Raw genomic sequence first — 12,953 nt, 5'->3', positions numbered from 1 at the left:
GAATAATGGCTGAACTCAATGACAAAAAGCTTTTTAGGCTCATAAAATTTGCGCCAGCCAGCATTGTTATTCTGTTTACTATCGTATTGCTCGCGATTGTTATTGAAGATGATATTCGAAGTAGTGCCAAAGAAATCGACACCCTTCACCAAGAGTTTGTATTGCGCCAAAAGGAACTGCTCAAGAATCAAGTTGAGTACGTAGAGCAGCAGATCCAATACGCCAAAGACCAAACTCAAACCACCCTTGAAACCACCATTAAACAACGCATTCATGAAGCGCATAAAATTGCGACTAACCTTTACGAAAACAACCAAGATAAATCCGAAGCTGAAGTCACTGCGCTGATTACTCAAGCACTTCGTGACATTCGTTTTAATGACGGTCGTGGCTACTTTTTCATTTATAAAACCAATGGAATAAACGTGATGCATCCGTTACTTCCTCATGTCGAAGGAAAGTCGCTTTGGGACTTTAAAGACGTGCGTGGCAGTTACATTGTCCGAGAGATGGGCGAGCAAGTTAAAGAGAAGGGAGAAGCGTTTTATCGCTGGTGGTTCGTCAAACCGCAAAATAAAAACCAAGAGTTTGAAAAAATTGGTTTTGGTCAATATTTTGAGCCTTATGATTGGTTTATAGGAACCGGAGATTATGTCGTTGATGTAGAAAATGACATCAAGAAACAAGTTTTGCAGTGGGTTAATGGTATCCGTTTTGGTTTGTACGGTTATGTCTTTATCTTGGATGACAAAGGGGGAATATTGGCACACAGAGAGCCAGAGTTTGTGGGTGAGAATATTTATAACTTGAGTAATGACAGAGATAAAGATGCGATGGAAAAACTGGTGATCAATCATCAGAAATTTGTGCATTATAAGAGTGCGTATATTCCAGAAGGTGTGAAGAGTGCAGATAAAATCAGTTACGTCATGCAGTTTAAGGATTGGAACTGGAGCGTCGGCAGTGGGGTATATGTAGATGTCCTGGAGAATTATCTGAACGAGCGCAAGGCTTATTTTGAAGACGCGAATCGGAGTGACTTAACGAATGTTGCTCTTATGGGGGCGGCTTCGGCTCTGATTCTGGCTCTGTTGTCGTTTGGGCTTAGTCGGTTGATATCTGTTCGTTTTAATAAATTCCAAGCTAAAATTGAAAACGATTTTGGTAATTTAGAAGATACAAAAAATCAACTAGAACACATGGCTCTGCATGACTCTCTAACGGGGCTCCCAAATAGGGTATTGCTCCACGAACATATTGAACAGGGTATAGAGCGTTCTCAAGCAAGTTATCAGCAACTTGCCGTGATGTTTGTAGACTTAGATGACTTTAAAAAAGTAAATGACGTTTATGGTCATTCCGCCGGGGATTTATTACTGGGCGAGATCGGCAAAAAGTTCGAAGAGTTAATGCTGCCTGGTGAGAGTATTTCTAGGTTTGGTGGCGATGAGTTCGTGTTCTGCTTTCCTTGTTTAGAAAGTTTAGGTGAGGCTGAACAAAAAGTAGACCTCATTAAAAGTGTGTTCGAGCGTCAATTTGTTATTCAAGGGCGAGTCGTCTTTATCTCTTGCACCATTGGGGTCTCAATGTACCCATCTGATGGAGATGAACCCGAAGATCTGATTTCAAAAGCTGATATCGTATTGTACAAATCTAAAGCGCGGCAAAAAGGCGATGTGCTGTTTTTTGATAATGCCATTAATCGCCAAGTACAATATGATTTCTTACTGGAACGAGAGCTTCGAGATGCCTTATATCGTAAGGAAATTTCGGTTCTCTACCAGCCTCAGATAGATGTTAAAACGGGCATGATCTGCGGTGTAGAGGCATTATCACGTTGGCATAATGCGCAACTGGGCCATGTATCTCCGGTCGAGTTCATCGCGGTTGCCGAAGACATCGGTTTGATTAATACCATTGGTATGTTTGTTATTAATCAGGCTTGCCAAGACATAGCCGAAGCGTTTCCAGAGAATGAGTCGAACATTGCGTTGTCTATTAATATCTCTCCGATTCAGTTAATGAGTAGTCAATTTGTCACGCAACTTTGTGCGGCAATCGACGCTCATCAAATCAGTTATGAACGCATCACGTTAGAGATAACAGAAAACGTGTTAATTAACGATCTCGTTAAAGTGTCTCCCGTTATTGAAGAGCTCAGAACGTTGGGGATTACCATTTCTTTGGATGACTTTGGTACCGGGTATTCATCCTTGAGTTATCTCAGTAATTTACCAATCAACGAGATCAAAATTGACCGGACTTTTGTAGACAAAATGATGAGCTCTAAACAAAGTGATTCATTGGTGAAGGCCATCATCGCGATTGGCCATTCGTCGGACATGACGATCGTTGCTGAAGGGGTTGAAACACAAGCTCAAAAAGAGACCTTAGAGAGTTACCACTGTGACATATTACAAGGTTACCTTATCGATAAGCCATTGCCGTTGCCGCAGTTGATCACTCGGTATCCTTAGATAACTTAAACTGCCTTCGCTTGGGCGAGAATCATCATTTTTCTAGTGATTTTCAAGAAATAGGAATGCGCTAACGTAAGGTACTTTTTTAGCAAACCTCTTAAAATGAATGACTATATTGAAGACATTCAAAGCCACATAGCCTAAAGGTGGTCCAAAAATCGAATTATCATCAAAAATTGTGACTTAAGTGTCGATTATTTATCTATGAGTAATATAATGCACATAGCATCAATGGCGGCAGAATTTTTACTCGACATGATATTCAGATTGCACCATTGGGCGTTTCTGTGGTCATAAAGCAGAAGAAAAGCGAGCCGAGTTTCTATTTTGGTGCATCGGCTCAGTGCTTTAGGTACAATCTAGGCACTAATTACGTACATTTTGAACAGCGAATAGATTTCGCTGTTTTTATTTTTTGAATGATTTAGGGGACGGAAGTGAAGTTAACTTCAAAACACTTGTGGGGCTTATTTGGTATCGCAATTTTGCTGCGTTTAGTCACGTTAGCACTATACCCATTAATGGATACTACCGAAGCTCGTTATGGTGAAATGGCTCGAATCATGGTCGAGACCGGTAACTGGTTGACACCAATGACAGACTATAACGTGCCATTTTGGGGTAAACCTCCTATGTTTACTTGGCTTAGTGCCGTGGGTATTGAAGTCCTAGGTCTTTCTGAGTTTGGGGTTCGCTTTCCTCACTGGTTAGCGGGTCTAGCAACCATTGGTGTTTGCGCTTATTTTGCTAAAAGAGTGGGCATTAACCCGCTCGTTTCTGCTGCTGTTCTAGCATCTACCGCTATTTTTTCTATCTCAGCCGGTGCGGTAATGACAGACATGGCGATGACCTTGTCTCTTGCTGTCGCGATGGTTGGTTTTTACTTTTGTTGGCAAGGCGACCAAAAATGGGGCTATATCGGTTTCATTGGTTTAGGTTTTGCGCTGCTTTCTAAAGGCCCGGTAACTATTGTTATTTTTGGTTTGGGTGTGTTCCCATTCATGGTAATCCAGCACGGGTTTATCGGTGCCTTTAAAGAACTATGGCAACGTTTTCCTATTGTTAAGGGCCTGATCTTAATGTGTATCGTTGCTTTGCCTTGGTTCATTATGGCAGAAAGGGCAACGCCAGGCTTCCTTGATTACTTTATCGTTGGTGAGCACTACAAGCGCTTTATGGTTCCCGGTTGGGACGGTGACTTGTACGGCAACGCTCATGATGAGCCTCGTGGTATTATTTGGTGGTTCTGGGTTCAATCTGCAGCGCCTTGGTCTATCGCTTTGATGATCATGGCTTGGACTCGTCGAGTTCAAATTAAAGCATTTAACGCCGCGAATCCTGGTTTGCTGAGTTTCTTATTCTGCTGGATGATTGCTCCGATGATCTTGTTCTCGTTCGCCGGTAATATTTTACCTGCTTACGTACTTCCTGGTATTCCTGCCATTGGTTTGATTTTCGCTTGTTTAATCAAAGGCGATGAGAAATGGTTTAGTAAAGTCGCATTAATTGTGCCTGTTCTGTTAATCATTGCTGTTGGTGTGATCACCTTTAAAACAGGAACCGAGCGAAGTGAAAAAGAACTTTACACCAATGCAGACTCTAGTCTTCCAGTGTACTACGTTGGCAGTCGTCCGTTCTCAGGCCAATACTATAGCTTTGGTAAAGCTGTGTACTTTCAGGGTGATGATGACTTTAAAGGGCATGACAACGGCTTCTATGTTGTCGGCCGTAAAGACAGCCTGCCAAGCTTTATTGATAGCAAGGGTTTGACGGAAAGCTGTGAACGTCAGTCTGAAAACGCAAACCGCTACTTGTATTTCTGTCAGTAGTTACTATGTCAGTCATTAATAAATTGTTGCAGCATCCACTGCTGCAACAACTGCTTAAGCACCGTGTGGTAAAGTTTGCGATCGTTGGGGGCATTGGCTTTGTTGTTGATGTTTCTATCTTTAGTTTCTTTCTCTATGTTGTTAAGCTCGAGATTTTTCCTACTCGAGTGATTGCTTTTGTCTGTGCCGCTAGTGCTACATGGCTTGGCAACCGCATGCTGACTTTCAGTGACAGAAAGAAAGTGAGCCGAAGAACGCAATGGCAGAAGTCATTGGTTGCGGCTTGTTGTTCCGCTGTTCCTAACCTGTTGGTCTTTAAGTTATGTATTACATACCTAGGAGAGCAAGGTATCATGGCCTATGTGGCTTTGGTGGCGGGTATTTTGGTCGGAATGGTCAGTAACTACTTTTTGAGTTCCAAGTGGGTATTTGCTGACAAAAGCGAAAGCTAATTGCTACCGAAAAGTGCGGTATAAATATCGGTTTTAATAGATATAAAAAATGCGACCAATCGGTCGCATTTTTTGTTTTTACTTCAGTCTATTTTCTCTTACCAGAACCACTACGAGCTGGCTTACCATTTCCAGCTGGCTTTTTACCGGCATGGTTGTTTCGGTTGCCAGTGTTGCCTGCACTTTGGGGTTTTGCTCCAGGACGCTGAGGTTTACCACCACCGCGTTTTGGCTGATTTCCATTTGTCGCTTGTGATTGACCATTGCCACCTTGCTTATTGCTTGTCGGTCTAGAGCTATTTGGTTTAGAGCCGTTTTGCTTTGCTCCGTTCTGCGAAGAGTCACAACGGTGGGATGGCTTACGCTGATCAAACTGCGCCTGAGTATGCTTAGTTGCAAAGCGGTTCGCACCATGTCTACCAGATTTACGGCGTTGAGCTGGTGTGAGCGTATCGGTGTCTTCCTCTGGTACTAAGCAGCCAGGTTTATCACCAATCAGGTACTTTTTACCCATATCAATCAGTGCTTCTCGAATCAAAGGCCAGTTAGCAGGATCATGATAGCGTAGCAGGGCTTTGTGTAGCCTGCGATGGCGTTCACCTTTTGGCACTGGCACATCTTCACGTTGCTTATACTTCACACGCTTGAGCGGGTTAGTTTCCGAATAGTACATCGACGTTGCGTTACACATCGGCGATGGGTAGAAGTTTTGTACTTGATCACATTCGTATTCGTTAGTCTTCAACCACATAGCAAGGTTAAGCATGTCTTCGTCTTCGGTTCCCGGGTGAGCGGAAATGAAGTACGGGATAAGATACTGCTTTTTGCCAGCTTCTTTGCTGTATTTTTCAAACATGTTTTTGAATTGATCATATGCACCCATGCCCGGCTTCATCATTTTATCTAATGGGCCTTTTTCAGTATGCTCAGGTGCAATCTTGAGGTAGCCACCAACGTGGTGTGTTACCAGTTCTTTCACATATTCTGGTGATTCGATGGCTAAATCATAACGAACGCCAGAAGCGATCATGACTTTCTTGATGCCTTTTACATTACGAGCTGCGCGATAGAGATCGATCGTGTGCTTATGATCGGTATCTAGTTTGTTACAGATGCTAGGGAACACACACGCAGGGCGACGACAATTCGCCTCAGCTTTAGGGTCATTACACCCCAAACGATACATATTCGCCGTAGGGCCACCAAGATCTGAAATCGTGCCAGTAAAGCCCGGGACTTTGTCTCTAATTTCTTCTAACTCGTTCAAAATGGATTCTTGTGAACGGTTTTGAATAATACGGCCTTCATGTTCGGTGATCGAACAGAATGAGCAGCCGCCGAAACAACCACGCATGATGTTAACTGAAGTCTTGATCATGTCGTAAGCTGGGATCTTTGCTTTACCATACATAGGGTGCGGTACACGCGCATAAGGAAGACCAAACACAAAATCCATCTCTTCAGTGGTTAGAGGGATAGGCGGTTGGTTGACCCACAATTCACGATTAGCATGCTTCTGAATAAGGGCGCGTCCAGAGTGTGGGTTGGTTTCCAAGTGCATGACACGAGTCGCGTGCGCATATAATATACGGTCGTTATTCAGTTTTTCAAACGGAGGCAGTCTTACTGCTGTTGTTTTCGAGTCGTGTCGTGACGGGCGAATAACGATGGGTTCGGCTTTTGCAGGCTCTTGCGTTTTAGGGCCACAATCGGTTTCAACTACGTACGGGTTAACAGGCACAAAGGCTTTACCCGGTTTCTCAATTCGAGATGAATCGATGATCTTGAACTGTTCAGGTGGCTCTGCAATGTTCAATGCAGTACCACGAATACCCGTAAGTTGTGCAATATCTTCGCCATTCGCTAGGCGGTGGGCTACTTCAACCAGTGCACGTTCTGCGTTACCAAACAGCAAAATATCGGCTTTTGCATCGAATATGATTGAACGGCGGACTTTGTCTGACCAGTAATCATAGTGCGCAATACGTCGAAGGCTGGCCTCAATACCACCAAGTACAATAGGGGTTTCTTTGTAGGCTTCACGACAACGTTGAGAATAAACCAGTGTGGCTCGGTCAGGACGTTTTCCGCCTTCATTGTTAGGCGTATATGCATCGTCATGACGAAGTTTTCGGTCTGATGTATAGCGGTTGATCATGGAGTCCATGTTACCGGCAGTAATACCAAAGAAAAGATTTGGTTTGCCTAACTTCATGAAGGCATTTTTGTCTTGCCACTCAGGCTGAGAGATAATGCCAACGCGGAATCCTTGAGACTCTAATAGGCGCCCGATAATGGCCATACCAAAGCTCGGGTGATCCACGTACGCATCGCCAGTAACGATGATAATATCGCAGCTATCCCAACCCAATTTTGCCATCTCTTTCTTACTCGTCGGCAGGAAAGGAGCAGTACCGTAGCATTCGGCCCAGTACTTAGGATATTGATCGATTGGTGTGACTTCGTTGCGCATATTTTAGCCTCAATTTTGCAAGGCGGGAATTATAGCGGCAACCGACGATGTAGGCTAGCAGTGATCTGCATCAAATAAAACAAATCCATCAATAGCGGTGTAATAGGTCAATAATGACGGTCATTTAGCCAATGTGTTGTTTTACCTTTATACGCTTAATTGCATTTTTACCACTATATTTATAGTTGAGGGGATGGAGACGGCAATCTGTGCGGTTTGTTAACAATCAATAGCCGCTCTGTGATTGATATATAAGAGTGTGAGCTCATAAGGGGTTTACCTGCTAAAAAATGTCTATGATTAGTGTAACTAATTGAATCTAATCTAGATGTTTTTACTGGGGATTTCATGTTATGACGATGAAGGGCAATGGATGAATACCACGACTATTACTACCATCTTAGAATCCATGTCGGAGGGAAATCGGCACAAAGATACTGCGTGGTATCCGGCTGTAGAGTGGTCATGGAATCTCGATATCGATCAATTTGATTTTCTCAATGCCGATTTATCCGCTCTTATGCAAGAGCAAGAAATCCAAACAAGTCGTGATTTGTTAGCGCTTTTCTCAGATAAAGAGCGTCGTAAGTTGGTTCGAGCATTTCAACATGCTGCAGAATGCGCAACGACACAATCGGTTTTCTGCACATTGTCGACCCCAATCAGTAATACGTTAATCTTTAGTGAATGGATAATCGAGAAAAAGTCTGAAAACACGCTCGGTGGTACGGTGCTGCCCATCGTTGTGTTGCCATCGCTTGGTGGCATGGCCGATATATTCACATCGATTTTTGATAATCAGCATCATGGTGTTGTGGTTACAGACGAAAACACTCACATATTGGCTTGTAATCCACTTTTTGCAGAAAAGTCCGGATATTCAATTAGGAAGCTGTTAGGTAAAAAAACGCGCATGTTCAATGCGGGTAAGCACAGTAAGAGTTTCTTTAAAGATACATGGGAGCAGGTGCATCGAAAAGGCTTCTGGACCGGAACGATTTTGTCTAAGCGCAAAAATAACGTAATAGAACCTCAGGATCTGACGTTACAGAAAATCGAGTTATCGAATAAAAAAGTGTACTACGTTGGATATACGGTTGATTTGTCTGATCACCTTTATCGCGTTGCCGATACCGAGCATGGTGGCATTGAGCTATTAACACAGCTTCCAAATGAAATCGAGTTCAGCGCTAAGTTGTTGCCATTGGTGGAAGAAAAAAAGGCCGACAATAATATTATCGTCATGACCTTTTTGCCTAATCTTGATGCTGAAAGTGTCATCGAGCATCGTGTCGCAATTTCTAATGCGATTGCTAAGTTGGACAATCGTTTCTTGTGTGGTTATCTGAAAGCTAATTTGTTTGTGGCGGCTCTGCAATGCCCCAAAAGCGAACGTAACATTGAAAGTATTCATGCAGAAATACGTCGTTTTTTCCATGAGATAAAGCGTCATGTTGGTGATGCACTGTATCCACTCATCATTAAAGGTAAAGTGGGTGTGTCGGTTCTTGGGTTTGACACAGCCAATCCCAAATTGCTTGTTACGCATGCAACTCAAGCGATGTTGGAGCAGCATTCAAGCAAAGGGTACAACATTAACTTTTTTGATACCTCCATTCACAAAGAAGCTAAACGGCGTAAAAAACTTGAAGATGCACTGACCGTCGCGATTAAAAATGAAGATATTGACGTTCATTTTCAACCTATCGTGTCGACCTCCACTTGGAGAGTCGTGAAGTTTGAGGCGCTGTGTCGCTTTAATGACATTGATGGAGAGCACTACTCCCCACAAGAGTTGGTTAATTTGGCGGAGGAACTTAACCTTATTACTAACATTGATAGATGTGTCGGTCGACAATCGCTGCAAATGCTTAAAACAATCCGCAAGCATTATGGCTCTGATATTGGCATTACCATTAATCGCTCACTAAATACAAAAATGAGTGCTCAGCAGGTGTTGAATAATGCCATGACGATGATTCAAGATTCAGGTATCGAACCTGAAAACGTAACAATTGAATTAACGGAAAGTGCGTATTTTGCCAGTGAAGGTGATCAAATTGAGGCATTAAAAGCATTAAGAAATATTGGTGTTAAAGTCGCAATAGATGATTTTGGAACGGGGTACTCATCGTTTTCTTATCTTAGCCATGGTCATTTTGATTTTATGAAGATCGACCGAGAGTTCGTCATGGACATCAAAGTCGGTACCCAGAACTACTTTATCGTGAAAACACTGATTAACCTCTCACATACCCTTGGGGTTAAAGTCATAGCGGAAGGTGCGGAAACGATTCAAGAAATCAAAGTTCTCACTAGTTTGGGCGTTGATTTTATTCAAGGGTATTTCTTTTCGAAACCCGTTCCGATCGCCCAGATCGAACAAGCTCGCCATTACACTAAGAATATGAAGTTGCTAGAGCCACTAAGAGTAGCAGAGCAAGGGGCTGGAATTTTAAGTTTGTGCGATTTTACTACGCCAATGTTAGAACCGAGTGCACCGCTTGCTGACGTTCACCGAATATTTAGCCATGCAAAGTTTGATGCACTCATGGTGGTGGATAATGAGCGTTGCGTAGGTTTGGTTGATCGAGAAGTCTATAACTTACATCTGTCGCCAACCTTGGGTACCAAGATAGAGACCCAAAAAGACAGTGTGATTCTAAAGCGTAAAATCAACCAGGTGATGAAAACCACGTTTACTACGTTGAGTGATGAAACGACGATTAACGATGTGGCGAGGCTGTTAGAGAAAAAAACACCACTACCGTGGGTGATTGCGGATGAAATGGGGACTTGCCTAGGCGTTGTTTCTTCACAGCGAATATTAGAGTTTTTTATACGTTGATGCTTTCCTGTTTAAGATGGGTACTTGCTCGCTTGCGATGCTCGTCATTTTTTCCATACCCACCATAAAAAAAGGGCGCTAATTAAGCGCCCTTTGTTGTTTTAATTGAAACATTAAGGATGCATAGGAACAAGCACCATAGTGCCGATAATAACAGTGATTAGGCCCGCAATAACCGGTACTGACGTACGTTTTACGACTTCAAATGGGCTGATTTTCGCCATGCCGGAAGTCGCAACGATTACGCCTGAAACAGGAGAGATAGTACGACCTAGGTTAGAAGCTTGAAGCATTGGAATGATTAGGAATGCAGGGCTCAGACCCATTTTTGCAGCTAGGCTAGGAGCTAGCTCTACGAATGCGTAGAAAGGCGCGTTACCAGAACCTGTTGCAATTGCTGCTGCAACGGTCAAACCAGTAAGTAGAAGCATCAAAGCGATACCCCCTGCGCCAGCTTGCTCTGCTAAGCCGATTAAGTTGTCGATAGCACCAATAGACATTAAGCCTTGCGCAAATACACCAGCCGCAACTAATAGCATTACTACGCCTTTGAAGGCGTCAGCCATACCTTGGTAACAAGAATCAAGATCTTCCAGTGTTTTCTTACCATCGAAGCGTTTTACAATGAAGTCGATTAACGCAGCGATGAAAATAGAACCAACCACAATTGTGTAGATGTCTAAGTATAAGCCTTCGATCGTGGTGCCATTGAATAAGAAAACACCGATAATAGGTAGGAACGGAAGCACGGCGTAAAAAGCAGGAGCATTAGCTTCGATTTCTGATACATCAATTTTTTCCATTGGCGTATTTTCTTTCTTATCTAGATATTTGTTCCAGAAGAAAGCAGCGCCTGCCATCACGATGATCGCACAGATTGAAACTGGCAGTACGGTTTGAACGGCAAAGACATCCAAAGACATCCCCGATTTTTCAGCAGCAATAACCACATCGCCTGAAGTAGGGGAAAGGATAATCGCAGCAGGAGAGGCACAAACAGCAACAGCAGCAGGGCGAGAAATCCCCATCGCGGTCATCATTGGGAATAAGGTTGCCATCAGTAGCACGCCAAGACCGGTTGCAGAACTAACGGCCAAAGACATTAAACAGGCAACAATGTATGCCGCAACTAATAATGCATATGGGGATTTAATAAAAGAAAGTGGTCGTGAAAACTGTTTAACTACAACGTTGTTTGCGCCCATGTGCGTCATGTACGAGGCGAAGCCACAAAGTAACATGATTTGCATGCCTAAGCCGCCGCCACGATATTGCAGCATGTATTTCACGTACTCCAGCGAGTCCGAAACCATGTTACCCGTTGCTGTTACTTTCGCGGGAAGAATCGTGTGGCCAAGTACACCAGTTAAAAGAAGTAATGCGATACCTGCCGTTAGCAGTACCCCTGCGGCACGATACCCTTTTACAATGAAGTAACCCACCAAAATGGTGACTACTAATCCGATCAATAGCTCTAACATAAATTTCCCTGCATAAGTTATTTCAAATTGTTTCCGCTAATATACGGAATAATTGTTTCTAGCACGATATCAACTCACTCCATATATGATCTAAAATAATAATTTATTTCAAATAAATGGACTGGTTTAATATGCTTAATAAATGTCATATATAGTTATATATGTCATATTTATTGCATTAAGGTAGTTAATATTACCATATATTGTAATTTTGATAGCTTTTATGTGTGCATTGTAAATCAAGTGTTAACGCGCATTGATTCAGGTATGGTATCTCATGGAACCTAATGTTTTGTTTTTTAGTGGTTGTTTTGTGTACTAATGGAGTAAAACAACAAAGATAACCTCAACGGACTTTGCTATGATTCGCTCCAATTAATTGAACTGGAAATGTATATGTTAAGTCATGTTTTAGCGGTGTTGCCTCCCATGCTGCTTGGATCTCAACTTATTCTTACTGTGTTATTGATCAAAGGTGAGATTTGCCCTGGCCAACGAGGTCGCATTCATAAGCTGTTACCCGCACTCGTCGCGTTGTGGCTTTCGTCATCGTTGGTGACCATTGAATGGTTAGCTGTCGCAGGCGGGCTTATGTATTTCTACTCTCAAGTGCAAACTAAAAAAACACGGGATCAGGGACCCATTTGGATTTTGCATATCAGTAATCTACTTGCTTTGTTCGTGTTATTTTTTGCACCACTATCTACGGCCAATTTTTCTCAAGCATTTTTTGATTTGAGTATCATGGGGTATGCCGGTGCTGTATTTGCTCACTTATTGATGGTGGTTGCACGTTCTCGTTTGCAAGCATTTCACAAAATCCTGCCCGTTAGCGGCATTGCTATGGCGATGCTTATGGTGGTTTGTTTACTGCTTAAAAGCATTAATATGGAAGAGCAAGCGGTGGTTGCATTAACTGGTTACCTTGTGGGCGGGTTAGCTTTGATTGTCGTTTCTATTGTTGTGTGGTGCTGGCATTTAGTGAACCACAAACCCGCCAATAAGTGGGTTCTGGGAGCGGCTGTATGTCTGTCAATCTCTGCAGTGAGTAGTCTTAATACTATCTATTAGTGGATATATCATGTTCAATCTTAGCGTTGGATCACGTATTTTTTCATTCAGAGCGCTAGGCTTTACTAAAAGTACAGGTTAAGCGGAGTACTAGAATGGACATGAGTAATATGGCGAACCTTGATAGCAATATTTTGCTTGGTATCGTCAATGAAAAGCTGCGTATCGAGTGTAATAGCTTTGAAGAGTTAATTACCGTATATGAAGTCGATGTGGAGAGTTTGGTTGGCAAGCTAAGTACGATCGGATACCAATACGATCCGCTGACCAACCAATTTAAAAACTACGACAGATAGCGCTCGGTGATTCTAGAATCACC

General features: G+C 42.8%; 8 protein-coding genes. 6 read left to right on the top strand and 2 right to left on the bottom strand.

Annotated elements, in window-relative coordinates:
- The first annotated feature begins 5 nt into the window (after positions 1–5).
- The 3 genes from VTAP4600_RS04360 (at position 6) to VTAP4600_RS04350 (ending at position 4,761) form a co-directional block, all read left to right on the top strand.
- Positions 6–2,477: a bifunctional diguanylate cyclase/phosphodiesterase gene (locus VTAP4600_RS04360; protein WP_102521669.1), complete on the top strand. Its 2,472-nt coding sequence runs from the start codon at positions 6–8 to the stop codon at positions 2,475–2,477.
- Between the two features lie 440 nt (positions 2,478–2,917).
- Entirely contained in the window at positions 2,918–4,309 is a 1,392-nt protein-coding gene (locus tag VTAP4600_RS04355; protein WP_231897866.1) for an ArnT family glycosyltransferase, read from the top strand.
- 5 nt (positions 4,310–4,314) lie between these two features.
- Positions 4,315–4,761: a GtrA family protein gene (locus VTAP4600_RS04350; RefSeq protein WP_102521668.1), complete on the top strand. Its 447-nt coding sequence runs from the start codon at positions 4,315–4,317 to the stop codon at positions 4,759–4,761.
- An 88-nt stretch (positions 4,762–4,849) separates the two neighbouring features.
- Here the strand turns inward: VTAP4600_RS04350 and VTAP4600_RS04345 are convergent, their stop codons facing one another.
- Positions 4,850–7,234, bottom strand: coding sequence for a YgiQ family radical SAM protein (locus VTAP4600_RS04345; RefSeq protein ID WP_102521667.1), 2,385 nt, complete (start codon positions 7,232–7,234; stop codon positions 4,850–4,852).
- 373 nt (positions 7,235–7,607) lie between these two features.
- Between VTAP4600_RS04345 and VTAP4600_RS04340 the strand changes: the two genes are divergently transcribed.
- The gene (locus VTAP4600_RS04340; RefSeq protein WP_172443066.1) at positions 7,608–10,082 is read left to right on the top strand and encodes an EAL domain-containing protein; all 2,475 of its coding nucleotides are present in this window, start codon (positions 7,608–7,610) and stop codon (positions 10,080–10,082) included.
- Between the two features lie 113 nt (positions 10,083–10,195).
- On the opposite strand, the gene dcuC is transcribed toward VTAP4600_RS04340, so the two are convergent.
- Positions 10,196–11,563 carry an anaerobic C4-dicarboxylate transporter DcuC gene (dcuC, locus tag VTAP4600_RS04335; protein WP_102521665.1) on the bottom strand — a complete coding sequence of 456 codons (1,368 nt, stop codon included), beginning with the start codon at positions 11,561–11,563 and terminating at the stop codon, positions 10,196–10,198.
- Positions 11,564–11,959: 396 nt separating this feature from the next.
- Between dcuC and VTAP4600_RS04330 the strand changes: the two genes are divergently transcribed.
- Positions 11,960–12,634 (top strand): HI_1241 family integral membrane domain, encoded by a 675-nt coding sequence (locus VTAP4600_RS04330; RefSeq protein ID WP_145958551.1) that lies wholly within the window; start codon positions 11,960–11,962, stop codon positions 12,632–12,634.
- Between the two features lie 95 nt (positions 12,635–12,729).
- Complete coding sequence (locus VTAP4600_RS04325) at positions 12,730–12,930, top strand: DUF4250 domain-containing protein (protein ID WP_102521663.1); 201 nt, start codon at positions 12,730–12,732, stop codon at positions 12,928–12,930.
- Positions 12,931–12,953 lie beyond the last annotated feature (23 nt).

The organism is Vibrio tapetis subsp. tapetis, assembly GCF_900233005.1.
In the GTDB taxonomy this organism is placed as follows: Bacteria; Pseudomonadota; Gammaproteobacteria; order Enterobacterales; family Vibrionaceae; genus Vibrio; species Vibrio tapetis.
This window is presented reverse-complemented; position numbering and strand designations above follow the sequence as displayed.

Excerpts from the sequence above, each read along its gene's own strand:
- VTAP4600_RS04360 (WP_102521669.1), top strand. The coding sequence starts at position 6 with ATGGCTGAACTCAATGACAAAAAGCTTTTTAGGCTCATAAAATTTGCG.
- VTAP4600_RS04350 (WP_102521668.1), top strand. The coding sequence starts at position 4,315 with ATGTCAGTCATTAATAAATTGTTGCAGCATCCACTGCTGCAACAACTG.
- VTAP4600_RS04345 (WP_102521667.1), bottom strand. The coding sequence starts at position 7,234 with ATGCGCAACGAAGTCACACCAATCGATCAATATCCTAAGTACTGGGCC.
- VTAP4600_RS04340 (WP_172443066.1), top strand. The coding sequence starts at position 7,608 with ATGAATACCACGACTATTACTACCATCTTAGAATCCATGTCGGAGGGA.
- dcuC (WP_102521665.1), bottom strand. The coding sequence starts at position 11,563 with ATGTTAGAGCTATTGATCGGATTAGTAGTCACCATTTTGGTGGGTTAC.
- VTAP4600_RS04330 (WP_145958551.1), top strand. The coding sequence starts at position 11,960 with ATGTTAAGTCATGTTTTAGCGGTGTTGCCTCCCATGCTGCTTGGATCT.
- VTAP4600_RS04325 (WP_102521663.1), top strand. The coding sequence starts at position 12,730 with ATGGACATGAGTAATATGGCGAACCTTGATAGCAATATTTTGCTTGGT.